This window comes from Pseudomonas sp. F3-2 (assembly GCF_038804275.1).
In the GTDB taxonomy this organism is placed as follows: domain Bacteria; phylum Pseudomonadota; class Gammaproteobacteria; order Pseudomonadales; family Pseudomonadaceae; genus Aquipseudomonas.
This window is the reverse complement of sequence record NZ_CP152388.1, coordinates 1798533-1821938: the sequence shown is the minus strand read 5'-3', so window position 1 is coordinate 1821938 and position 23406 is coordinate 1798533. Positions and strand designations below refer to the sequence as shown.

General features: G+C 60.7%; 20 protein-coding genes. 19 read left to right on the top strand and 1 reads right to left on the bottom strand.

Going from position 1 to position 23406, the window contains the following annotated elements; all coding sequences use genetic code 11:
* Window positions 1-86: 86 nt before the first annotated feature.
* The 19 genes from purB to nuoN all read left to right on the top strand — a co-directional run bounded on the left by purB (window position 87) and on the right by nuoN (window position 22120).
* A complete protein-coding gene (gene purB, locus AAGQ88_RS08310; RefSeq protein ID WP_285425804.1) occupies window positions 87-1457 on the top strand; it encodes an adenylosuccinate lyase in 1371 nt (456 codons plus the stop codon).
* Between the two features lie 84 nt (window positions 1458-1541).
* On the top strand, window positions 1542-2708 hold the full coding sequence (locus AAGQ88_RS08305; RefSeq protein ID WP_093466814.1) for a cupin domain-containing protein: 1167 nt from the start codon (window positions 1542-1544) through the stop codon (window positions 2706-2708).
* Window positions 2701-3126 carry a GNAT family N-acetyltransferase gene (locus AAGQ88_RS08300; RefSeq protein ID WP_342654955.1) on the top strand — a complete coding sequence of 142 codons (426 nt, stop codon included), beginning with the start codon at window positions 2701-2703 and terminating at the stop codon, window positions 3124-3126. The genes AAGQ88_RS08305 and AAGQ88_RS08300 overlap by 8 nt, the downstream gene beginning before the upstream one ends.
* Window positions 3127-3291: 165 nt before the next feature.
* Entirely contained in the window at window positions 3292-4080 is a 789-nt protein-coding gene (locus AAGQ88_RS08295) for a secretin N-terminal domain-containing protein (RefSeq protein ID WP_342654954.1), read from the top strand.
* Window positions 4081-5103: 1023 nt separating this feature from the next.
* Complete coding sequence (locus AAGQ88_RS08290; protein ID WP_285426052.1) at window positions 5104-5286, top strand: hypothetical protein; 183 nt, start codon at window positions 5104-5106, stop codon at window positions 5284-5286.
* Between the two features lie 86 nt (window positions 5287-5372).
* On the top strand, window positions 5373-6698 hold the full coding sequence (gene aceA / locus AAGQ88_RS08285) for an isocitrate lyase (RefSeq protein ID WP_093466808.1): 1326 nt from the start codon (window positions 5373-5375) through the stop codon (window positions 6696-6698).
* 488 nt (window positions 6699-7186) lie between these two features.
* A complete protein-coding gene (locus AAGQ88_RS08280) occupies window positions 7187-7600 on the top strand; it encodes an NADH-quinone oxidoreductase subunit A (RefSeq protein ID WP_062380742.1) in 414 nt (137 codons plus the stop codon).
* 10 nt (window positions 7601-7610) lie between these two features.
* Complete coding sequence (locus tag AAGQ88_RS08275; protein WP_007929186.1) at window positions 7611-8285, top strand: NADH-quinone oxidoreductase subunit B; 675 nt, start codon at window positions 7611-7613, stop codon at window positions 8283-8285.
* Between the two features lie 74 nt (window positions 8286-8359).
* On the top strand, window positions 8360-10141 hold the full coding sequence (gene nuoC / locus AAGQ88_RS08270; protein WP_342654953.1) for an NADH-quinone oxidoreductase subunit C/D: 1782 nt from the start codon (window positions 8360-8362) through the stop codon (window positions 10139-10141).
* A gap of 2 nt (window positions 10142-10143) precedes the next feature.
* Window positions 10144-10641: an NADH-quinone oxidoreductase subunit NuoE gene (gene nuoE, locus AAGQ88_RS08265; RefSeq protein ID WP_093466804.1), complete on the top strand. Its 498-nt coding sequence runs from the start codon at window positions 10144-10146 to the stop codon at window positions 10639-10641.
* Window positions 10638-11996, top strand: coding sequence for an NADH-quinone oxidoreductase subunit NuoF (gene nuoF, locus AAGQ88_RS08260; RefSeq protein WP_342654952.1), 1359 nt, complete (start codon window positions 10638-10640; stop codon window positions 11994-11996). Before nuoE ends, nuoF begins: the two co-directional genes overlap by 4 nt.
* A gap of 137 nt (window positions 11997-12133) precedes the next feature.
* Entirely contained in the window at window positions 12134-14851 is a 2718-nt protein-coding gene (gene nuoG, locus AAGQ88_RS08255) for an NADH-quinone oxidoreductase subunit NuoG (protein ID WP_093466800.1), read from the top strand.
* Window positions 14848-15840: an NADH-quinone oxidoreductase subunit NuoH gene (gene nuoH, locus AAGQ88_RS08250; RefSeq protein ID WP_093466798.1), complete on the top strand. Its 993-nt coding sequence runs from the start codon at window positions 14848-14850 to the stop codon at window positions 15838-15840. The genes nuoG and nuoH overlap by 4 nt, the downstream gene beginning before the upstream one ends.
* An 11-nt stretch (window positions 15841-15851) precedes the next feature.
* On the top strand, window positions 15852-16400 hold the full coding sequence (nuoI, locus tag AAGQ88_RS08245; protein WP_042559871.1) for an NADH-quinone oxidoreductase subunit NuoI: 549 nt from the start codon (window positions 15852-15854) through the stop codon (window positions 16398-16400).
* A gap of 9 nt (window positions 16401-16409) precedes the next feature.
* Window positions 16410-16910: an NADH-quinone oxidoreductase subunit J gene (nuoJ, locus tag AAGQ88_RS08240; RefSeq protein WP_062380728.1), complete on the top strand. Its 501-nt coding sequence runs from the start codon at window positions 16410-16412 to the stop codon at window positions 16908-16910.
* 4 nt (window positions 16911-16914) lie between these two features.
* Entirely contained in the window at window positions 16915-17226 is a 312-nt protein-coding gene (gene nuoK / locus AAGQ88_RS08235) for an NADH-quinone oxidoreductase subunit NuoK (protein WP_093466794.1), read from the top strand.
* Window positions 17223-19070 (top strand): NADH-quinone oxidoreductase subunit L, encoded by a 1848-nt coding sequence (nuoL, locus tag AAGQ88_RS08230; protein WP_093466792.1) that lies wholly within the window; start codon window positions 17223-17225, stop codon window positions 19068-19070. Before nuoK ends, nuoL begins: the two co-directional genes overlap by 4 nt.
* Before the next feature lie 52 nt (window positions 19071-19122).
* The gene (gene nuoM / locus AAGQ88_RS08225) at window positions 19123-20655 is read left to right on the top strand and encodes an NADH-quinone oxidoreductase subunit M (RefSeq protein WP_342654951.1); all 1533 of its coding nucleotides are present in this window, start codon (window positions 19123-19125) and stop codon (window positions 20653-20655) included.
* Between the two features lie 7 nt (window positions 20656-20662).
* Window positions 20663-22120, top strand: a complete 1458-nt coding sequence (gene nuoN, locus AAGQ88_RS08220) for an NADH-quinone oxidoreductase subunit NuoN (protein ID WP_285426056.1) — start codon at window positions 20663-20665, stop codon at window positions 22118-22120.
* 66 nt (window positions 22121-22186) lie between these two features.
* Here the strand turns inward: nuoN and AAGQ88_RS08215 are convergent, their stop codons facing one another.
* Complete coding sequence (locus tag AAGQ88_RS08215) at window positions 22187-23251, bottom strand: AI-2E family transporter (RefSeq protein ID WP_285426057.1); 1065 nt, start codon at window positions 23249-23251, stop codon at window positions 22187-22189.
* Between the last annotated feature and the right edge of the window lie 155 nt (window positions 23252-23406).

The window sequence follows — 23406 nt, the reverse complement described above, 5'->3', positions numbered from 1 at the left end:
CATGGCGGTAACCCGGCCTCGGCTGGACCGAATTTTCATGTATGATACGCGCCCCTTTTAGTTGCCCGACTGTCCGAGAACACCCCATGCAGCTTTCTTCGCTCACTGCGGTTTCCCCTGTAGACGGCCGCTACGCCGGCAAAACCCAGGCCCTGCGCCCTATTTTCAGCGAATACGGCCTGATCCGTTTTCGCGCCCTCGTCGAGGTTCGCTGGCTTCAACGCCTGGCGGCTCACCCGCAAATCTCTGAAGTCCCGGCCTTCTCCGCCGAAGCCAACGCCATTCTCGACGCGCTGGCCGATGACTTCGCGCTGGAGCACGCCGAGCGTGTGAAAGAGATCGAGCGCACCACCAACCACGACGTCAAGGCCATCGAGTACCTGCTCAAGGAACAGGCCGCCAAGCTGCCTGAACTGGCCAAGGTGAGCGAATTCATCCACTTCGCCTGCACCAGCGAGGACATCAACAACCTGTCCCACGCCCTGATGCTGCGCGAAGGCCGCGACACCGTGCTGCTGCCACTGATGCGTCAGATCGCTGAGTCGATCCGCGAGCTGGCGATCCGTTTCGCTGCCGTACCGATGCTGTCGCGCACCCATGGTCAGCCAGCTTCGCCGACCACACTGGGCAAGGAACTGGCAAACGTCGTCTACCGCCTGGAGCGCCAGATCGCGCAGGTCGCCGCGGTTCCGCTGCTCGGCAAGATCAACGGCGCTGTCGGCAACTACAACGCACACTTGTCGGCCTACCCGGACATCGACTGGGAAGCCAACGCACGCGCCTTCATCGAAGACGAGCTGGGCCTGGGTTTCAACCCTTACACCACCCAGATCGAACCGCACGACTACATCGCCGAACTGTTCGACGCGATCGCGCGTTACAACACGATCCTGATCGACTTCGACCGCGACATCTGGGGCTACATTTCCCTGGGTTACTTCAAGCAGAAGACCGTCGCTGGCGAAATCGGCTCCTCGACCATGCCGCACAAGGTCAACCCGATCGACTTCGAAAACTCCGAAGGCAACCTGGGTATCGCCAACGCGCTGTTCCAGCATCTGGCGAGCAAGCTGCCGATCTCCCGCTGGCAGCGCGACCTGACCGACTCCACCGTATTGCGCAACCTCGGCGTGGGCTTCGCTCACAGCGTGATTGCCTACGAGGCGAGCCTCAAAGGTATTGGCAAGCTGGAGCTGAACGAGCAGAAGATCGCCGCCGACCTGGACGCCTGCTGGGAAGTACTGGCCGAGCCGATCCAGACCGTCATGCGCCGCTACGACATCGAGAACCCGTACGAGAAGCTCAAAGAGCTGACCCGCGGCAAGGGCATCAGCCCGGAAGCGCTGCAGACGTTCATCGACGGCCTCGACATGCCTGCCGAAGCGAAGGCCGAGCTGAAAAAGCTGACGCCTGCGAATTACATCGGCAACGCCGTGGCTCAAGCCAAGCGCATCTGATCGCACCCTACACGCTCTGAACGCCCGGCTGAGCCGGGCGTTTTTATTCCGGTCTGAAAAATACCTTTTTTCAATAGGTTACACATGAATCCTGATACTCCTCTTCAGTTGCTCGGTGGCATCTCGGCTCGCGAATTCCTGCGCGACTACTGGCAGAAGAAACCGCTGCTGATCCGCCAGGCGATTCCGGACTTTCAAAGCCCGATCGACCCTGACGAACTGGCGGGTCTGGCGCTGGAAGAAGAAGTCGAGTCGCGCCTGATCATCGAGAACGGCGAGCGCCCCTGGGAGCTGCGTCGTGGTCCGTTTGCGGAAGACGAATTCAGCAAGCTGCCGGAAACCGAGTGGACGCTGCTGGTTCAGGCCGTCGACCAGTTCGTCCCTGAAGTCGGCGAGCTGCTGGAGCACTTCCGCTTTCTGCCCAGCTGGCGCATCGACGATGTGATGATCAGCTATGCGGCGCCGGGCGGCAGCGTCGGCCCGCACTTCGATAACTATGATGTGTTCCTGCTGCAGGGCCACGGCAAGCGCCACTGGAAAATCGGCCAGATGTGCGACACCGAAAGCCCTCTGCTGGAGCACGCCGACCTGCGCATTCTCGCTGACTTCCAAGGCGGCGAAGAGTGGACGCTGGAGCCGGGCGACATGCTGTACCTGCCGCCGCGCCTGGCTCACTGGGGTGTTGCAGTGGACGACTGCCTGACGTACTCGGTTGGTTTCCGCGCCCCGAGCGCGGCCGAAGTCCTGACGCACTTCACCGATTTCCTGAGCCAGTTCATGTCGGATGAAGAGCGCTACACCGACGCCGACGCCCAGCCGGTCAGCGATCCGCATCAGATTCAGCACGACGCGCTGGACCGGCTTAAAGCGTTGCTGGCCGAACACATGGGCGACGAACGCCTGCTGCTGACCTGGTTTGGCCAGTTCATGACCGAGCCGCGTTACCCTGAACTGGTCGTCGGCCCTGAACTGGACGACACCGAACTGCTCGACAGCCTGGAACAGGGCGCCGTACTGATCCGCAACCCAAGCGCGCGCCTGGCGTGGTCCGAAGTCGACGACGACCTGTTACTGTTCGCCAGCGGCCAGAGCCGCCTGCTGCCAGGCCATTTGCGCGAGCTGCTGAAAATGATCTGCGCCGCCGATGCACTGCATTTCGATAATCTGGGCCAGTGGCTGGCAGATGACGACGGTCGCAACCTGCTCTGCGAGCTGGTCAAACAAGGAAGTCTGGGGTTTGCCGATGAATAAGATCCGCGTACGGGTAGCCGACTGGCAGAAAGATAACGCCGACATCCGGCGCATTCGCGAAGCCGTGTTCATTGCCGAGCAATCGGTTCCGCCGGAGCTTGAGTGGGACGCCGAGGATGCAGGTGCCCTGCACTTTCTCGCTCACGAAGGCGATTACCCGGTCGGGACGGCGCGGCTTTTACCCGATGGCGAGATCGGCAGGCTGTCCGTTCTCAAGGACTGGCGCGGCCTGAAGGTGGGCGACGCCTTGCTGACCGCGGTGATCAGCGAAGCGGAGAATCGTGATCTGAAAGAGCAGAAGCTCAGCGCTCAGGTTCATGCAACGGCGTTCTATGAGCGCTTTGGCTTCACCCTGATCAGCGAAGAGTTCCTCGAAGCCGGCCTGCCGCACGTGGACATGGTCCGGCATTCGGCATAAGCAAGGGCGCTGCCGCCTTTGAACGCCCCGTCGTTCTTGCCTCAGCTGGCTATGCTGATACAAGAACGCCGGGGCGTTCTGCTGTCTGCGATTCAATTTGGTCATGTCCAGGCCGACAAACTGGCAAACTCACTGCTTTGATGTGCCCTCGCGGAGAATCCACCGATGTCGTTACGCACCCTGCTCGCTTCAATGCTGTTGGCTTGCAGCTTCGCGGCAGTTGCCGCCACTGAAGTCATCCCCCTGAACAATCGCACCAGCGATGATCTGATGCCGACGGTGAAATCCTTTCTGGGCAACGAAGGCACCGTCAATGCTTACGGCAACAAGCTGATCGTCAACGCCGAGCCGGGCAAGATCAGTGAGTTGCGCGACCTGCTGTCTCAACTGGACACCGCGCCGCGGCGCCTGCTGATCACGGTGGACACCAGCGACAGCACTGTGCAGAACGATCAGGGTTATTCGGTCAACGGCACCATTCGGTCGCAAAACGGGCGCACCGGCGTCAACGGTCAGACGCGCATCATCAACTACGGCACGGCCAGCCGTGATGGCGGCCAGCAACAGGTTCAGGCCAACGAGGGCACGCCTGCACTGATTCAGGTGGGCCAGAGCATTCCCATCACCACCGTGCAATCGGACGGCTATGGCTACCCGCAGACGAACACGCAATATCGCAACGTCACGCAAGGTTTCTACGTCACCGCCAACGTCACCGGCGACACCGTTCACCTGAGCATCACCACCAACAACGACCGCATGAGCCAACAGCGCGCCGACGCCATCAAGGTGCAGAGCACCGACACTCAGGTCAGTGGTCGACTGGGCGAATGGATCACCTTGGCCGGGGTGAGCGATCAGTCCCGCGCCAACGAACAGGGCGTGACCCAGCGCTATTCCACTCAAGGCCGTGACGACATGACCCTGCGCGTGAAAGTCGACAGCCTCGATTGAGCCCACACCCACCAGGATGTCGCAGCATCACCCGGCAACTGAGCTGACGCTCTCACCAGAGCGCTGCGGCATTACCTGGCATCCGAGCTGACACTCAAACCTGTAGGAGTGAGCTTGCTCGCGATGACTGACTACCTGTCACTGCATCTCCAGCGGATGCACCGACCTCTTCCCGGCTGAAGCCGGTCCTACAACCCTCCAGTCAGACACAGATCTCGTAGGAGCGAGCTTGCTCGCGATGACTGGCGACCTGTCACCGCATCTCCAGCGGATGCACCGACCTCTTCCCGGCTGAAGCCGGTCCTACAACCCTCCAGTCAGACACAGATCTCGTAAGAGCGAGCTTGCTCGCGATGACTGACGACCTGTCACCGCATCTCCAGCGGATGCACCGGCCTCTTCCCGGCTGAAGCCGGTCCTACAACCCTCCAGTCAGACACGAATCCCGTGGGAGCGAGCTTGCTCGCGATGACTGACTATCTGTCACAGCCTCTCCGGCGGATGTACCGACCTCTTCCCGGCTAAAGCCGGTCCTACAACCCCCCAGTCAGACACAGATATCGTGGGAGCGAGCTTGCTCGCGATGACTGACGACCTGTCACCGCATCTCCGGCGGATGCACCGGCCTCTTCCCGGCTGAAGCCGGTCCTACAACCCTCCAGTCAGACACAGATCTCGTAGGAGTGAGCTTGCTCGCGATGACTGACGACCTGTCACCGCATCTCCAGCGGATGCACCGGCCTCTTCCTGAGCAAACTCACTTCCACACCAATGCGGCTGCATTTTCCGCCATAGCAAAAGTCCTATTTCCCCGCCACGCAACCGACCGGATTCCAGCCTGTTATGTAGTGCGCATTCAGGCACTACATAATCCCTTCAATCGCGTGACCGGCCAGTCCTGTAGCTGACTTGCGCGATCCAGACCTGGAAGCCCGAATCTGACTGGCGAGTCGTTTTCGTCAAAAAATGTAGTACGACTAAAAAAGCACTACAAAGTGTTTGACGAGGCAGGAATGCCGAGGCATGATGACATCGCTCCCACTGACAGGAGGCTTTGCAGAAAGCCTCACGATCGTGCTCAAACTCAACAAGATTGAGCCGGTTTGTATCACTTTCGCCCAAAAGGCGGCGTCATCGCTTCACCACCGTGACCGCGAAAAGAATTCAGGCAATCCACATGCTTTCCTGCCCAGTGAGCAGCCATAAGTGCGCCTTGAATAAATGCAAGGCCTTCGGCGGAGCAAGGCGCTTCACCTCAAGACCCACAAGACCAAGCGACGAGGTTTACCCCCATGGCACTGACACGCGAACAACAAATTGCAGCCATCGAGAAAGACTGGGCCGAGAATCCACGCTGGAAAGGCGTAACCCGCACCTACTCCGCTGCTGACGTCGTCCGCCTGCGTGGCTCGATCCAGCCTGAACATACACTGGCGAAAATGGGCGCTGAAAAGCTCTGGAATCTGGTGACTCAAGGCGCCAAGCCGTCCTTCCGTCCCGACAAAGACTTCGTCAACTGCATGGGCGCCCTGACCGGCGGTCAAGCGGTGCAACAGGTCAAAGCCGGGATTCAGGCGATCTATCTGTCGGGCTGGCAGGTGGCCGCCGACAACAACTCTGCGGAGTCGATGTATCCCGATCAGTCGCTGTACCCGGTGGATTCGGTTCCGACCGTGGTCAAGCGCATCAACAATTCCTTCCGTCGCGCCGACCAGATCCAGTGGAAAGCCGGCAAGAACCCAGGTGACGAAGGGTATATCGACTACTTCGCCCCAATCGTAGCTGACGCCGAAGCCGGCTTTGGCGGCGTGCTGAACGCTTACGAGCTGATGAAGAGCATGATCGAAGCAGGCGCTGCCGGCGTGCATTTCGAAGACCAACTGGCCTCGGTGAAGAAATGCGGCCACATGGGCGGCAAGGTGCTGGTCCCGACCCAGGAAGCCGTGCAGAAGCTGGTCGCCGCACGACTGGCCGCCGACGTTGCAGGGGTTCCGACGATCATCCTGGCGCGGACCGACGCCAACGCCGCCGACTTGCTGACGTCCGACTGCGATCCGTATGACAAACCGTTTGTGACCGGCACCCGAACGCCCGAAGGCTTCTATAAAGTGCGCGCGGGTCTGGATCAGGCCATCGCCCGTGGCCTGGCATACGCGCCTTATGCAGACCTGATCTGGTGTGAAACCGCAAAACCGGATCTGGACGAAGCCCGCCGCTTCGCCGAAGCGATCAAAAAGGAATACCCGGACCAACTGCTGTCCTACAACTGCTCACCCTCCTTCAACTGGAAGAAGAACCTGGACGACGCGACCATCGCCAAATTCCAGCGCGAGCTGTCGGCAATGGGCTACAAGCATCAGTTCATCACGCTGGCAGGCATCCATAACATGTGGCACAGCATGTTCAACCTGGCGCACGACTACGCTCGCAACGACATGACGGCCTACGTGAAACTGCAGGAGCAGGAGTTCGCCGATGCGGCCAAGGGCTATACGTTCGTGGCGCACCAGCAGGAAGTGGGCACCGGCTACTTCGACGACATGACCACCGTGATCCAGGGCGGTCAGTCCTCGGTGACCGCGTTGACCGGTTCGACGGAAGAAGAGCAGTTCCACTAAGCACTGCACGCAACGCCAGAAAGCCGCCTTCGGGCGGCTTTCTGTTTGGGACGGGAAACGCAATGGCCTACTTAATCAGTCAACCATTACCTGATAGACACACCGAATCAACGCGCGCAAGTTAATTAACCCCGCCCACATATATTCCTCTATTCAACGGGCTGCATTAACGCCAACTTCGTCACATCCCAGTGACCGACGCATAATCCGCCTCAAATGATATTAATTATCATTTAACAGGCAAAACTTTCATTACCGTATGTGTGAAACATAATTAACAAAACGGCCCCTAATGCCCGTCCCATCGGGCCCCGCGCACCAAAACCATGACTTATCTCATTAATCCTACGAATAAATTTGATGCAGAAAATTTACTTGCCCACCTTTTGCACATAAAATCCCGGAATTGATCGCACTGCGACATATCGTCACTGCTTCTACTTCTTTTCAAGCTCAGAGACCTTTGCTCTCTGTTAAGGACTGCCAGCATGCCCGAATCGACAGGTTTGATTGCCCACAACTGGGGCTTCGCCATTTTCCTTTTGGGCGTCATCGGCCTCTGTGCCTTCATGCTCGGTCTCTCTAGCCTGCTGGGTTCCAAAGCCTGGGGCCGAAGCAAGAACGAGCCGTTCGAATCCGGCATGCTGCCTACAGGCGGCGCCCGCCTGCGGCTCTCCGCAAAATTCTATCTGGTCGCGATGCTGTTCGTGATTTTCGATATCGAAGCCCTCTTTCTGTACGCCTGGTCTGTGTCCGTCCGCGAAAGTGGCTGGACCGGCTTCGCCGAAGCTCTCGTTTTCATAGCAATTCTGTTGGCAGGTCTTGTCTACCTATGGCGGGTAGGGGCGCTCGATTGGGCTCCCGTTGGTCGTCGTAACCGGCAGGCGAAGCTAAAACAATGAGGCTTTGGCAATGCAATACAATCTCACCAGGATCGACCCGGATGCTCCTAACGAGCAGTACCCCATCGGCGAACGGGAAACCGTTTCCGATCCGTTAGAAGATCAAGTCCACAAAAACATCTTCATGGGCAAGCTCGAGGACGTGCTGAGCGGTGCCGTCAACTGGGGTCGCAAAAACTCCCTTTGGCCGTACAACTTCGGTCTGTCCTGCTGCTACGTGGAAATGACCACCGCCTTCACGGCGCCCCACGACATCGCGCGCTTCGGCGCCGAAGTGATACGGGCATCGCCGCGTCAGGCGGATTTCATGGTTATTGCCGGTACCTGCTTCATCAAGATGGCGCCGATCATCCAGCGTCTCTACGAGCAAATGCTCGAGCCTAAATGGGTCATTTCCATGGGTTCGTGCGCCAACTCCGGTGGCATGTACGACATCTATTCTGTTGTGCAGGGCGTGGACAAGTTCCTGCCTGTGGATGTCTATGTGCCCGGCTGTCCGCCCCGTCCAGAGGCATTTCTGCAAGGCCTGATGCTGCTGCAGGAATCCATTGGCCAGGAGCGTCGCCCTCTTTCCTGGGTCGTCGGCGACCAAGGCGTGTACCGCGCCGAGATGCCGTCGCAGAAGGAACAGCGCCGCGAACAGCGTATTCAGGTCACAAACCTGCGCAGCCCCGACGAAGTCTGATCCAGGTTTTCTTTTACAAAAAGAAGCCTGAACCTGGGTTCATTCTGTACGTTGACCGATAGCGATCGAGACCTATGACTGCAGACACCGCTCTGTACATCCCGCCTTACAAGGCTGACGACCAAGATGTCGTCGTTGAACTACACAACCGTTTTGGCGCCGAGGCATTCACCGCCCAGTCCACCGTCACTGGCATGCCGGTGCTGTGGGTGGCGCGCGCAAGACTGTTCGAAATCCTGACGTTCCTGCGCAATGTGCCAAAGCCGTACTCGATGCTGTACGACCTGCACGGCGTTGACGAACGCCTGCGTACCAAGCGCCGTGGCTTGCCGGACGCCGACTTCACCGTGTTCTACCACCTGCTGTCGGTGGAACGTAACAGTGACGTGATGATCAAGGTCGCGCTGTCCGAGGGCGACCTCAGCGTGCCGACCGTCACCAGCATCTGGCCGAACGCCAACTGGTACGAGCGTGAAGTGTGGGACATGTTCGGGATCGATTTCCCGGGTCACCCGCACCTGAGCCGCATCATGATGCCGCCGACCTGGGAAGGTCACCCGCTGCGCAAGGACTACCCTGCCCGCGCCACCGAATTCGACCCGTACAGCCTGACGCTGGCCAAGCAGCAACTGGAAGAAGAAGCCGCGCGTTTCCGTCCGGAAGACTGGGGCATGAAGCGTTCCGGTACCAACGAGGACTACATGTTCCTCAACCTGGGCCCGAACCACCCATCGGCCCACGGTGCGTTCCGTATCGTGCTGCAGCTGGACGGTGAAGAGATCGTCGATTGCGTTCCGGACATCGGCTACCACCACCGTGGTGCCGAGAAGATGGCCGAGCGTCAGTCCTGGCACAGCTTCATTCCGTACACCGACCGTATCGATTACCTGGGCGGGGTGATGAACAACCTGCCGTACGTGCTTTCGGTCGAGAAGCTGGCCGGCATCAAGGTGCCCGAGAAGGTCGACGTCATCCGCATCATGATGGCCGAGTTCTTCCGCATCACCAGCCACCTGCTGTTCCTGGGGACCTACATTCAGGACGTGGGCGCGATGACGCCGGTGTTTTTCACCTTCACCGACCGGCAGAAAGCCTACACGGTGATCGAAGCGATTACCGGTTTCCGCCTGCACCCGGCCTGGTACCGCATCGGTGGGGTCGCACACGACTTGCCCCGCGGCTGGGACAAACTGGTCAAGGACTTCGTCGAATGGCTGCCCAAGCGCCTGGACGAATACACCAAGGCTGCGCTGCAGAACAGCATCCTCAAAGGTCGCACCATCGGCGTTGCCGCCTACAACACCAAAGAAGCGCTGGAATGGGGCGTCACCGGTGCCGGCCTGCGCTCGACCGGCTGCGACTTCGACCTGCGCAAGGCACGCCCTTACTCCGGTTACGAGAACTTCGAATTCGAGGTGCCGCTGGCGCACAACGGTGATGCCTATGATCGCTGCATGGTCCGCGTCGAAGAGATGCGCCAGAGCATCAGGATCATCGACCAGTGCCTGCGCAACATGCCGGAAGGCCCGTACAAGGCGGATCACCCGCTGACCACGCCGCCGCCCAAAGAGCGCACGCTGCAGCACATCGAAACCTTGATCACGCACTTCCTGCAGGTTTCGTGGGGTCCGGTCATGCCGGCCAACGAATCCTTCCAGATGATCGAAGCGACCAAGGGCATCAACAGTTATTACCTGACGAGCGACGGCGGCACCATGAGCTACCGTACCCGGATTCGCACCCCAAGCTACCCGCACCTGCAGCAGATCCCTTCGGTGATCAAAGGCAGCATGGTCGCGGACTTGATCGCGTACCTGGGTAGTATCGACTTCGTTATGGCCGACGTGGACCGCTAAGCATGAACAGCACGCTTATCCAGACAGACCGTTTCGCCCTGAGCGAATCCGAGCGCTCGGCCATCGAGCACGAAATGCATCACTACGAGGACCCGCGCGCGGCGTCCATCGAAGCCCTGAAGATCGTTCAGAAAGAACGCGGCTGGGTGCCGGACGGCGCCATCTATGCGATCGGCGAAGTGCTGGGCATCCCGGCCAGTGACGTTGAAGGCGTTGCCACGTTCTATAGCCAGATCTTCCGTCAACCGGTTGGCCGTCACATCATCCGTGTCTGCAACAGCATGGTCTGTTTCATCGCCGGTCACGAAGACATCGTCGGCGAAATCCAGAGCAAGCTGGGCATCGGCCTGGGCCAGACCACTGCCGACGGCCGTTTCACGCTGCTGCCGGCCTGCTGCCTGGGCAACTGTGACAAGGCACCGGCGGTCATGATCGACGACGATACTTTCGGCAATCTGCAGCCGGCGGGCGTTGCCCAGCTGCTGGAGGGTTACGTATGACCATCACTTCCTTCGGCCCGGCCAACCTGATTACCCGTACGCCGGAAACTCACCCGCTGACCTGGCGTCTGCGCGACGACGGCGAGCCGGTGTGGTTCGACGAGTACGTGGCCAAAGACGGCTATGCCGCTGCCCGCAAAGCGTTCGCCCAGCAATCGCCTGACGAAATCGTTCAGTCGGTCAAGGATTCCGGCCTCAAGGGCCGTGGCGGCGCAGGCTTTCCCACGGGTGTGAAGTGGGGCCTGATGCCCAAAGACGAATCCCTGAACATCCGCTACCTGCTGTGCAACGCGGACGAGATGGAACCGAACACCTGGAAAGACCGCATGCTGATGGAGCAACTGCCCCATCTGCTGGTGGAAGGCATGCTCATCAGCGCCCGCGCGCTGAAGGCCTACCGCGGCTACATCTTCCTGCGTGGCGAGTACGTCACCGCCGCCAAACATCTGAATCGCGCCGTGGCCGAAGCCAAGGCCGCGGGTCTGTTGGGCAAGAACATCCTGGGCACCGGCTTCGACTTCGAGCTGTTCGTCCACACCGGCGCCGGGCGTTACATCTGCGGTGAAGAGACCGCACTGATCAACTCCCTGGAAGGCCGCCGCGCCAACCCACGCTCCAAGCCGCCCTTCCCTGCCGCCGTCGGCGTGTGGGGCAAGCCGACCTGCGTGAACAACGTCGAAACCCTGTGCAACGTCCCGGCCATCGTCAACAACGGCAACGACTGGTACAAGTCGCTCGCCCGCGAAGGCAGCGAAGACCATGGCACCAAGCTGATGGGCTTCTCCGGCAAGGTGAAGAACCCGGGCATCTGGGAGCTGCCATTCGGCCTGCCCGCGCGCGAGCTGTTCGAAGACTACGCAGGCGGCATGCGCGACGGCTACAAGCTCAAATGCTGGCAGCCAGGCGGCGCCGGTACCGGTTTCCTTCTGCCTGAACACCTCGATTGCCAGTTCTATGCTGGCGGCGTGGCCAAGGTCGGCACCCGGATGGGTACAGGCCTTGCGATGGCGGTGGACGACAAGGTCAACATGGTTTCGCTGCTGCGCAACATGGAAGAGTTCTTCGCTCAGGAGTCGTGCGGTTTCTGCACGCCTTGCCGCGACGGTCTGCCATGGAGCGTGAAAATGCTGCGCGCCCTCGAAAAAGGCCAGGGTCAACCGGGCGATATCGAGACGCTGCTGGGGCTGGTCAACTTCCTAGGCCCAGGCAAGACGTTCTGCGCTCACGCACCGGGCGCCGTGGAACCTCTGGGCAGCGCGATCAAATACTTCCGTCCGGAATTTGAAGCAGGCATCGCACCTGCACGGGCTGGCGACCTCAATCAGGTCAAGAGCCCGACGATCGCGGGCGCATAAAAAGACAGACCGGTCAGTGGCCCGCAAGGCCCCTGACCTTCGCTCCGATTGCGCCCACCGGGCTGACTGAATCGGAGCAGCACCGAGATTCCATTAGCCACGCCCGCTGACACCGGGCCAACGAAGAACTTTGAACCATGGCTACTATCCACGTAGACGGCAAAGCGCTCGAAGTCGATGGCGCAGACAACCTGTTACAGGCCTGTCTGTCGCTGGGGCTCGACATCCCTTATTTCTGCTGGCATCCAGCCCTTGGCAGCGTTGGCGCCTGTCGCCAGTGCGCGGTCAAGCAGTACACCGACGAGAACGACACCCGTGGTCGTATCGTCATGTCCTGCATGACGCCTGCCACTGACAACACCTGGATTTCCATCGACGACGAAGAATCCAAGGCGTTCCGCGCCAGCGTCGTCGAATGGCTGATGACCAACCACCCTCACGACTGCCCGGTCTGCGAGGAAGGCGGTCACTGCCATCTGCAGGACATGACCGTGATGACCGGCCACAACGAGCGCCGGTATCGCTTCACCAAGCGCACCCACCAGAATCAGGAGCTGGGGCCGTTCATCGCGCATGAGATGAACCGCTGCATCGCCTGCTATCGCTGTGTGCGCTTCTATAAAGACTACGCCGGTGGCACCGACCTCGGCGTCTTCGGCGCCCACGACAACGTGTACTTCGGTCGCGTCGAAGACGGCACGCTGGAAAGCGAGTTCTCCGGCAACCTCACCGAGGTCTGCCCGACCGGTGTATTCACCGACAAGACGCACTCCGAGCGTTACAACCGTAAGTGGGACATGCAGTTCTCGCCGAGCATCTGCCACGGCTGCTCCAGCGGCTGCAACATCAGCCCGGGCGAACGCTATGGCGAAATCCGCCGTATCGAGAACCGCTACAACGGTTCGGTGAACCAGTATTTCCTCTGTGACCGCGGCCGGTTCGGCTACGGCTACGTCAATCGCAAGGACCGTCCGCGTCAGCCGCTGCTGGCCGAAGGCAACGTCAAACTGAGCCTGGACGCTGCGCTGGACAAGGCCGCCGACATGCTGCGCGGTCGCAACATCGTCGGCATCGGGTCGCCTCGCGCCAGCCTCGAAAGCAACTTCGCCCTGCGCGAACTGGTCGGTGCCGAGCATTTCTACTCGGGCATCGAAGCCGGTGAGCTTGCGCGTCTGCGCCTGATCGCCCAGGTCCTGAAGGACAGCCCGCTGCCCATCCCGACCCTGCGCGAAGTCGAAGAGCACGATGCCGTGTTCATCCTTGGCGAAGACGTGACTCAGACGGCAGCGCGCATGGCCCTCGGCCTGCGTCAGCTGGTGAAGAACAAGGCCGAAGACATGGCCGCCGCGATGAAAGTCCAGCCATGGCTCGACGCTGCGGTGAAAAACATCGGTCAGCACGAGATGAACCCGCTGTTCATCGCCAGTCTGGCTGAAACCCGTCTGGACGACATCGCCGAGGAATGCGTGCATGCCGCCCCTGACGACCTGGCGCGCATCGGTTTTGCCGTGGCGCATGCTATCGACCCGAGCGCACCGGCGGTCGTGGGTCTGGACAGCGAAGCGCTGGAACTCGCTCAGCGCATCGCCACTGCCCTGCTCGAAGCCAAGCGTCCGCTGATCGTCTCCGGTGCCTCGCTGGGTTCAGACGCGCTGATCGAAGCGGCCGCGAACATCGCCAAGGCCCTGAAGCTGCGCGACAAGAACGGCTCTCTCAGCCTGGTCGTGCCGGAAGCCAACAGCATGGGCCTGACCCTGTTCGGTGGCGATTCGGTCGATGACGCGCTGCAAGCGGTGATCTCGGGCAAGGCCGACGCCATCGTCGTGCTGGAGAACGATCTGTTCACCCGCGTCGATGCCGCGACGGTCGAGGCTGCGTTGAAGGCCGCGAAAGTGGTGATCGTTGCCGATCACCAGAAGACCGCGACCACCGATCGTGCGCACCTCGTGCTGCCGGCCGCCAGCTTCGCGGAAGGCGACGGCACGCTGGTCAGCCAGGAAGGCCGCGCTCAGCGCTTCTTCCAGGTCTACGATCCGACTTACCTGGACGCCAGCATCCAGATCCATGAAGGCTGGCGCTGGTTGCATGCCCTGCGCGCAACCCTGCTGAACAAGCCGGTCGACTGGACTCAACTGGACCACGTCACCGAAGCCTGTGCTGCGAGCAACGCGCAACTGGCCGGCATCGTCGGTGCCGCACCGTCCGCTGCGTTCCGCATCAAGGGTCTGAAACTGGCCCGTGAACCGCTGCGCTACAGTGGCCGTACCGCCATGCGCGCCAACATCAGCGTGCATGAACCGCGCACCTCGCAAGACAAGGACACCGCGTTCTCGTTCTCGATGGAAGGCTATTCGGGCTCGGCAGAGCCTCGCTCTCAGGTGCCATTCGCCTGGTCGCCGGGCTGGAACTCGCCACAGGCCTGGAACAAGTTCCAGGACGAAGTCGGTGGTCATCTGCGTGCGGGCGATCCGGGCGTGCGCCTGATCGAAAGCAGCGGCGACAACCTGAGCTGGTTCGCCAGCGTGCCGCGCGCATTCTCCCCTGCTCAAGGGACCTGGCAGGTCGTGCCGTTCTACCACCTGTTCGGCAGCGACGAGAACTCGTCCAAAGCCGCGCCGGTTCAGGAACGTATTCCGGCTGCCTACGTCGCACTGGCCAAGTCCGAAGCGGACCGCCTGGGCGTCAACGACGGTGCCATGCTCAGCCTCAACGTTGCCGGCCAGACCCTGCGTCTGCCACTGCGCATCAATGAAGAACTGGGCGCCGGTCTGGTGGCGCTGCCATCGGGTCTGGCGGGCATTCCTCCGGCACTGGCCGGGAAAACCGTTGAAGGTCTGCAGGAGGCAGCACAATGACCACATGGTTTACCCCTGAGGTGATCGACTCGATCATCGCCGTCATCAAGGCCATCGTGGTGCTGCTGGCCGTGGTGGTCTGCGGCGCCCTGCTCAGCTTCGTCGAGCGTCGCCTGCTGGGCTGGTGGCAGGACCGTTACGGTCCCAACCGCGTCGGTCCGTTCGGTATGTTCCAGATTGCCGCCGACATGCTGAAGATGTTCTTCAAGGAAGACTGGAACCCTCCCTTCGTCGACAAGATGATCTTCACCTTGGCGCCAGTCGTGGCCATGAGCGCGCTGCTGATCTCGTTCTCGATCATCCCGGTCACCCAGACCTGGGTCGTCGCGGACCTGAACATCGGCCTGCTGTTCTTCTTCGCCATGGCCGGTCTTTCGGTCTACGCCGTGCTGTTCGCCGGCTGGTCGTCGAACAACAAGTACGCGCTGCTCGGCAGCTTGCGGGCCTCGGCGCAGACCGTCTCGTACGAAGTGTTCCTGGGCCTGTCCCTGATGGGCATCATCGTTCAGGTCGGCTCGTTCAACATGGGCGACATCGTTCAGTACCAGGCCGATCATCTGTGGTTCATCATTCCGCAGTTCTTCGGCTTCTGTACCTTCTTCATCGCTGGCGTCGCCGTGACTCACCGTCACCCGTTCGACCAGCCGGAAGCGGAACAGGAACTGGCCGACGGTTACCACATTGAATACGCCGGCATGAAGTGGGGCATGTTCTTCGTCGGTGAGTACATCGGCATCATCCTGATCTCGGCGCTGCTGGTGACCCTGTTCTTCGGTGGCTGGCACGGCCCGTTCAACATCCTGCCGCAACTGTCGTTCATGTGGTTCGTCCTGAAAACCGCGTTCTTCATCATGCTGTTCATCCTGCTGCGCGCTTCCATTCCGCGTCCGCGTTATGACCAGGTGATGGATTTCAGCTGGAAGTTCTGCCTGCCACTGACCCTGATCAATTTGCTAGTGACCGCTGCGGTCGTCTTGGCGGCTCAGTGAGGATTTGACCCATGTTCAAATATATCGGCGACATCGTTAAGGGTACGGGTACCCAGCTGCGCAGCCTGATCATGGTCTTCGGCCATGGCTTCCGTAAGCGCGACACCCTGCAATATCCGGAAGAAGCGGTTTACCTCCCGCCTCGCTACCGCGGCCGCATCGTCCTGACTCGCGACCCCGATGGCGAAGAGCGCTGCGTGGCCTGCAACCTGTGCGCCGTGGCCTGCCCGGTCGGCTGCATCTCGCTGCAGAAAGCGGAGACCGAAGACGGCCGGTGGTACCCGGACTTCTTCCGCATCAACTTCTCGCGTTGCATCTTCTGCGGTCTCTGTGAAGAAGCCTGCCCGACCACCGCGATCCAGCTCACGCCGGATTTCGAAATGGCCGAGTTCAAACGTCAGGATCTGGTGTACGAGAAAGAAGATCTGCTGATCTCCGGCCCCGGCAAGAACCCTGACTACAACTTCTACCGCGTTGCGGGGATGGCGATCGCTGGCAAGCCTAAAGGCTCTGCCCAAAACGAAGCCGAGCCCATCAACGTCAAGAGCTTGCTGCCTTAAGGAAGAAAGATGGAATTCGCTTTCTATTTCGCATCCGGCATCGCTGTTGTGGCCACCCTGCGGGTGATCACCAACACGAACCCGGTGCACGCCCTGCTCTACCTGATCATTTCGCTGATTGCCGTGGCCATGACCTTTTTCAGCCTCGGCGCGCCGTTCGCCGGTGCGCTGGAAGTGATCGCCTACGCCGGCGCCATCATGGTGCTTTTCGTGTTCGTGGTGATGATGCTGAACCTGGGCCCGGCCTCGGTTCAGCAAGAACGCGCCTGGCTCAAACCCGGTATCTGGCTGGGCCCGATCCTGCTGGGCGGCCTGCTGCTGGCAGAGCTGCTGTACGTGCTGTTCGCCAACTCCACCGGTGCCGGTATCGGTCATACCACCGTGGACGCCAAGGCGGTCGGCATCAGCCTGTTCGGTCCTTACCTGCTGGTTGTCGAACTCGCCTCGATGCTGCTGCTCGCGGCAGCGGTGACGGCGTTCCATGTCGGCCGCAACGAGGCGAAGGAGTAATCCCATGCATGCACAAATTCCTCTGGAACACGGGCTGGCAGTAGCCGGCATCCTGTTCTGCCTCGGCCTGGCGGGCCTGTTGGTACGCCGCAACATTCTGTTCGTGTTGATGAGCCTGGAAGTGATGATGAACGCGTCCGCGCTGGCTTTCGTCGTGGCGGGCAGCCGCTGGGCGCAGCCTGACGGGCAGATCATGTTCATTCTGGTGATCAGCCTTGCCGCAGCCGAGGCCAGTATCGGCCTGGCGATCCTGCTGCAACTGTATCGCCGCTTCCACACTCTCGATATCGACGCTGCCAGCGAGATGCGCGGATGAACCTACTCTTTCTGACTTTCGTATTCCCCCTGATCGGTTTCCTGCTGCTGTCGTTCTCTCGCGGCAAATGGTCGGAAAACCTCTCGGCCCTGGTAGGCGTCGGCTCCATTGGTCTGTCGGCCATCGTCGCCGCCTACGTGATCTTCCAGTTCAACGTCGCACCGCCTGAAGGCGGCCACCTGACGATGGTGCTGTGGCAATGGATGTCGGTGGACGGCTTCGACCCCAACTTCGCGCTGTATGTGGATGGCCTGTCCATCACCATGCTGGGCGTCGTGGTCGGCGTGGGCTTCCTGATCCACTTGTTCGCGTCCTGGTACATGCGCGGTGAAGACGGCTACTCGCGCTTCTTCGCCTACACCAACCTGTTCATTGCCAGCATGTTGTTCCTGATCCTGGGCGACAACCTGCTGTTCATCTACTTCGGTTGGGAAGGCGTGGGCCTGTGCTCGTACCTGTTGATCGGTTTCTATTACAGCAACCGCAACAACGGCAACGCGGCACTGAAAGCCTTCATCGTCACCCGCATCGGCGACGTGTTCATGGCCATCGGCCTGTTCATCCTGTTCCAGCAACTGGGCACGCTGAACATTCAGGAGCTGCTGGTCCGTGCACCGCAGCACTTCAAGGTCGGCGATTTCTGGATCGTGCTGGCGACCCTGATGCTGCTGGGCGGCGCTGTCGGTAAATCCGCGCAACTGCCGCTGCAGACCTGGCTGGCGGATGCGATGGCCGGTCCTACCCCGGTTTCCGCACTGATCCACGCGGCAACCATGGTGACCGCCGGCGTCTACCTGATCGCCCGTACCCATGGTCTATTCGCCCTGGCGCCGGACATCCTGCACCTGGTCGGCATCGTTGGCGGTGTGACCCTGGTGCTGGCCGGTTTCGCGGCACTGGTTCAGACCGACATCAAACGTATCCTCGCCTACTCGACCATGAGCCAGATCGGCTACATGTTCCTGGCGCTGGGTGTGGGCGCCTGGGAAGGCGCGATCTTCCACCTGATGACGCACGCGTTCTTCAAGGCCCTGTTGTTCCTTGCTTCGGGCGCGGTCATCGTTGCCTGCCACCACGAGCAGAACATCTTCAAGATGGGCGGCCTGTGGAAAAAACTGCCACTGGCCTACGCCAGCTTCATCGTCGGCGGCGCGGCCCTGGCGGCATTGCCTCTGGTCACTGCGGGCTTCTACTCCAAAGATGAAATTCTCTGGGAAGCCTTCGCCAGCGGCCATCAGTATCTGCTGTACGCAGGTCTGGTCGGTGCCTTCATGACCTCGCTGTACACCTTCCGCCTGATCTTCATCGCCTTCCACGGCGAAGCGAAGACCGAAGCTCACGCCGGCCACGGGATCTCCCACTGGTTGCCGCTGAGCGTGCTGATCGTGCTGTCGACTTTCATCGGCGCCTGGATTCATCCGCCACTGGCCGGCGTACTGCCGGAAAGCGCGGGTCATGCGGGCGGCGAAGCCAAGCACAGCCTGGAAATCGCCTCGGGCGCCATCGCCCTGGCCGGGATCCTGCTGGCAGCGCTGCTGTTCCTCGGCAAGCGTCGTCTGGTCACTGCCATCGCCAACAGCGGACCGGGCCGTTTCCTGTCTGCCTGGTGGTTTGCGGCATGGGGCTTCGACTGGGTTTACGACGTGCTGTTCGTCAAACCGTACCTGGCTATCAGCCGCATTCTGCGTGGCGATCCGCTCGACCACACAATCGGCCTGATCCCGCGTCTGGTCAAAGCCGGTAACGGCTTGATGAGCCGTACTGAAACCGGTCAGCTCCGCTGGTACGCCGCTTCGATCGCTGCAGGTGCCGTACTGGTACTCGGCGCGATTGTGCTGGTCTGATGAGTCGATCTGACATGAACCTTGCGACTTTGCGAAAGGAATTGAGCCCGTCATGATTCTGCCTTGGCTAATCCTGATCCCCTTTATCGGCGGCCTGCTGTGCTGGCAAGGTGAGCGCTTCGGCCCTACCCTGCCGCGCTGGATTGCGCTGGTTACGATGTCCCTCCTGACCGCATTGGGTCTGTGGCTGTGGAGCACCGGTACGTATAGCTACGCACCGGCTCCCGGCGTCGATCCGACCTGGGCGGTCGAATTCAAGGCCCAGTGGATCCAGCGCTTCGGCATCAGCGTGCATCTGGCGCTCGACGGTCTGTCGCTGCTGATGATCCTGCTGACCGGCCTGCTGGGTATCCTCTCGGTACTCTGCTCGTGGAAAGAGATCCAGCGTAACGTCGGCTTCTTCCACCTGAACCTGATGTGGATCCTGGGCGGCGTCGTTGGCGTGTTCCTGGCCATCGACCTGTTCATGTTCTTCTTCTTCTGGGAAATGATGCTGGTGCCGATGTACTTCCTCATCGCGCTCTGGGGTCACAGTTCGGCAGACGGCAAGAAGACCCGCATCTATGCCGCGACCAAGTTCTTCATCTTCACTCAGGCCAGTGGTCTGATCATGCTGGTGGCGATCCTGGGTCTGGTGCTGGTTAACTTCAACCAGACCGGCGTGATCACGTTCAGCTACGCCGACCTGCTGAAGACCAAGCTGTCCAATGGCACCGAGTACATCCTGATGCTGGGCTTCTTCATCGCATTCGCGGTGAAGCTGCCGATCGTGCCGTTGCACTCCTGGCTGCCTGACGCTCACGCCCAGGCGCCGACCGCAGGTTCGGTGGATCTGGCGGGTATTCTGCTCAAGACCGCTGCGTATGGTCTGCTGCGTTTCGCCCTGCCGCTGTTCCCGAACGCATCGGCGGAATTCGCCCCGATCGCGATGATCCTGGGCCTGATCGGGATCTTCTACGGTGCCTTCCTGGCCTTCGCCCAGACCGACATCAAGCGTCTGATCGCGTTCTCCAGCGTCTCGCACATGGGCTTCGTGCTGATCGGTATCTACTCCGGCAGCCAGCAGGCGCTGCAGGGTGTCGTGGTTCAGATGCTGGCACACGGTCTGTCAGCCGCGGCGCTGTTCATCCTCAGCGGCCAGCTGTACGAGCGTCTGCACACCCGTGACATGCGTGAGATGGGCGGCTTGTGGAACAAGATCGCTTATCTGCCAGCCATCAGCCTGTTCTTTGCGGCCGCTTCTCTGGGTCTGCCGGGCACCGGCAACTTCGTCGGCGAGTTCCTGATCCTGATCGGCAGCTTCGTCAGTGCGCCATGGATCACGGCGATTGCCACCTCCGGTCTGGTGTTCGGTTCGGTCTACTCGCTGATCATGATCCACCGCGCCTACTTCGGTCCTGCCAAGACCGATGCGGTCTACAAAGGCATGGACGGACGGGAAATGATCATGGTGCTGGGCCTGGCCGTGTTGCTGGTTCTGCTGGGTATTTACCCGCAGCCGATCCTGGACACTTCCTCGGCGACCATGCATGGCGTGCAGCAATGGCTCGGCACCGCCTTCACTCAACTCGCTTCGGCCCGGTAAGAGCGCTATGGACCTGACGATTCAACACTTTATTGCGCTGGCGCCGCTGCTGATCACCAGCCTCACCGTTGTCGTGGTGATGCTCGGTATCGCATGGCGTCGCAACCACTCACAATCGTTCCTGCTGACCGTGGCAGGACTCAACCTGGCCTTACTGTCGATCTACCCGGCTCTCAAAGTCGCGCCGCTAGTGGTCACTCCCCTGCTGCAGATCGACAGCTTTGCCCTTCTGTACATCGGCATCATCCTTGTCTCGACGCTGGCGTGTGTCACCCTGGCGCACGCCTACCTGGGTGAAGGCAAGGCCGGCTATCCGGGCAACCGCGAAGAGCTCTATCTGCTGATCCTGATGGCAGCCGCTGGCGGCATGGTGCTGGTCGCCGCGCAACACCTGGCGAGCCTGTTCATCGGCCTTGAGCTGCTGTCGGTGCCGGTCTACGGCCTGGTGGCTTACGCGTTCTTCAACAAGCGCTCGCTGGAAGCCGGTATCAAGTACATGGTGCTGTCGGCGGCGGGATCGGCGTTTCTGTTGTTCGGCATGGCGCTGTTGTACGCCGAAGCCGGCAGCCTGGGCTTCAGCGAAATCGGTAAGGCCATCGCGGCCACCGGCCTGCCGAGCCCGATCGCCAGCCTGGGTCTGGGCATGATGCTGATCGGCCTGGGCTTCAAGCTGTCGCTGGTGCCGTTCCACTTGTGGACGCCGGACGTGTACGAAGGTGCCCCTGCGCCAGTCGCCGCATTCCTGGCCACCGCGAGCAAAGTCGCCGTGTTCGGCGTGCTGGTCCGCCTGTTCCAGATTTCGCCCGCAGCCACCAGTGGCGTGCTCTCCGACGTGATGGCGGTCATCGCCGTGGCGTCGATCATCATCGGCAACCTGCTGGCGCTGACCCAGAGCAACCTCAAGCGACTGCTCGGTTACTCGTCCATCGCTCACTTCGGTTACCTGATGATCGCAATGGTTGCCAGCAAGGGCCTGGCGGTCGAGGCGATCAGTGTCTATCTGGTGACGTACGTGCTGACCAGCCTGGGCGCGTTCGGCGTGGTCACGCTGATGTCCTCGCCTTACAGCGGCCGCGACGCGGATGCGATGTTTGAGTACCGCGGCCTGTTCTGGCGTCGTCCGTACCTGACCGCTGTACTGACCGTGATGATGCTGTCGCTGGCCGGTATCCCGCTGACCACAGGTTTCATCGGCAAGTTCTACATCATCGCGACGGGTGTCGAAGCGCACCTGTGGTGGCTGACGGCCTCGCTGGTCATCGGCAGTGCGATCGGCGTGTTCTACTACCTGCGGGTGATGGTCACGTTGTATTTGCAGGACTCGAAGATCCAGCGCCACGATGCTCCGTTCAACTGGGCGCAGCGTGCCGGTGGTGTGATGCTGTTGGGCATTACGCTGCTGGCGTTCTTCCTCGGCGTCTACCCACAGCCGCTGTTGAGCCTGGTGCAACACGCCGGACTCTGATGGTCGGCTGAGGTATAAAAAAACCCTGCGCTGGAGCAGGGTTTTTTTATGGTCAGGAATAAGTGGTTACCCCGGCAGCCGCACCGTTTTCTTGGCCCCCACGAACAAACCCCACGTCGACATGAACAACGCCGCGACCATCGGACCGATCACGAACCCGTTCAGGCCGAACACGGCCATGCCGCCCAGCGTCGAGATGAGAATCAGGTAATCCGGCATCCGCGTGTCCTTGCCCACCAGAATCGGGCGCAGGACGTTGTCCACCAGCCCGATCACGAAAACACCGAACAGACCCAGCACCACGCCCTGCCAGACCATGCCGCTCAATAGAAAATACGCCGCGACCGGGGCCCACACGATGCCGGCGCCTACTGCCGGCAGCAGCGACAAAAATGCCATCAGCACAGCCCAGAGCAGTGCACTCGGGATGTCCAGAATCCAGAAAATCAGCCCGCCCAATGCTCCCTGAGTGATGGCCACCACGACATTGCCTTTGACCGTCGCACGCACCACACGGGTGAATTTGAGCTGCAGACGACGCTTCTGCGGCTCAGCGAGCGGAATGGCGATGCGGATCCTGCGCGTCAGGTCCTGCCCATCGCGCAGGAAAAAGAACAACAGGTAGAGCATCACGAAGAAGCTCACCACGAAGTCGAAGGTGCCCTGACCGAAGCTGAAGGCCTGGGTGGCGAGGTACTGACTGCCTTGCATGGCCGTCTTCGAGATCTTGTCCTGCAGCCCTTTGAAATCGCCCATGCCCAGACGATCGAGCCAGTGCTGCAGCGATGGCGGCAGCAGAGCCTTGAATTCCGCCAGGTACTTGGCAACGTCCAGCTGACCGTTTTCCACACTTTTGTAGAGCGCCGCGCCTTCCTGAACCATCAACATGCCGATGATGATCACCGGCAGGATCGCAATCACCAGACACACCATCAACGTGCACAATGAGGTGAGGTTGCGTTGCCAGCCGAAACGCGCCAATAGTCGTCGCTGCAGCGGCGCAAAGATGATGCCCAGCACGACGGCCCAGAACACGGCGCCGTAGAACGGCAGCAGTATCCAGATGAAGGCGATGGTCACCAGCACCAACAGCAGCATCAGGGTTTTGTTTTGTAGCGAAGTCTCGTTCATGTCTCTTCCATGTCATCGAGCCGCGCTGAGCGCACGGCCTGATTATTAGTCCGCCAATCGCCACAGGAGTGCCACCTGTAACGCTGCGCTAACAGACATGAAAGCCGCGCGATGAGGGCGGCGGACCCGATAAGCCCACCGTCTCCATCCGCTTT

Coding starts and splice junctions, on each gene's coding strand:
- nuoH (WP_093466798.1), top strand. CDS start 14,848: ATGACCACATGGTTTACCCCTGAGGTGATCGACTCGATCATCGCCGTC.
- AAGQ88_RS08215 (WP_285426057.1), bottom strand. CDS start 23,251: ATGAACGAGACTTCGCTACAAAACAAAACCCTGATGCTGCTGTTGGTG.
- nuoJ (WP_062380728.1), top strand. CDS start 16,410: ATGGAATTCGCTTTCTATTTCGCATCCGGCATCGCTGTTGTGGCCACC.
- AAGQ88_RS08300 (WP_342654955.1), top strand. CDS start 2,701: ATGAATAAGATCCGCGTACGGGTAGCCGACTGGCAGAAAGATAACGCC.
- nuoC (WP_342654953.1), top strand. CDS start 8,360: ATGACTGCAGACACCGCTCTGTACATCCCGCCTTACAAGGCTGACGAC.
- nuoE (WP_093466804.1), top strand. CDS start 10,144: ATGAACAGCACGCTTATCCAGACAGACCGTTTCGCCCTGAGCGAATCC.
- nuoM (WP_342654951.1), top strand. CDS start 19,123: ATGATTCTGCCTTGGCTAATCCTGATCCCCTTTATCGGCGGCCTGCTG.
- aceA (WP_093466808.1), top strand. CDS start 5,373: ATGGCACTGACACGCGAACAACAAATTGCAGCCATCGAGAAAGACTGG.
- nuoI (WP_042559871.1), top strand. CDS start 15,852: ATGTTCAAATATATCGGCGACATCGTTAAGGGTACGGGTACCCAGCTG.
- AAGQ88_RS08295 (WP_342654954.1), top strand. CDS start 3,292: ATGTCGTTACGCACCCTGCTCGCTTCAATGCTGTTGGCTTGCAGCTTC.
- AAGQ88_RS08275 (WP_007929186.1), top strand. CDS start 7,611: ATGCAATACAATCTCACCAGGATCGACCCGGATGCTCCTAACGAGCAG.
- nuoK (WP_093466794.1), top strand. CDS start 16,915: ATGCATGCACAAATTCCTCTGGAACACGGGCTGGCAGTAGCCGGCATC.
- AAGQ88_RS08290 (WP_285426052.1), top strand. CDS start 5,104: ATGATGACATCGCTCCCACTGACAGGAGGCTTTGCAGAAAGCCTCACG.
- AAGQ88_RS08280 (WP_062380742.1), top strand. CDS start 7,187: ATGCCCGAATCGACAGGTTTGATTGCCCACAACTGGGGCTTCGCCATT.
- nuoF (WP_342654952.1), top strand. CDS start 10,638: ATGACCATCACTTCCTTCGGCCCGGCCAACCTGATTACCCGTACGCCG.
- nuoL (WP_093466792.1), top strand. CDS start 17,223: ATGAACCTACTCTTTCTGACTTTCGTATTCCCCCTGATCGGTTTCCTG.
- purB (WP_285425804.1), top strand. CDS start 87: ATGCAGCTTTCTTCGCTCACTGCGGTTTCCCCTGTAGACGGCCGCTAC.
- AAGQ88_RS08305 (WP_093466814.1), top strand. CDS start 1,542: ATGAATCCTGATACTCCTCTTCAGTTGCTCGGTGGCATCTCGGCTCGC.
- nuoG (WP_093466800.1), top strand. CDS start 12,134: ATGGCTACTATCCACGTAGACGGCAAAGCGCTCGAAGTCGATGGCGCA.
- nuoN (WP_285426056.1), top strand. CDS start 20,663: ATGGACCTGACGATTCAACACTTTATTGCGCTGGCGCCGCTGCTGATC.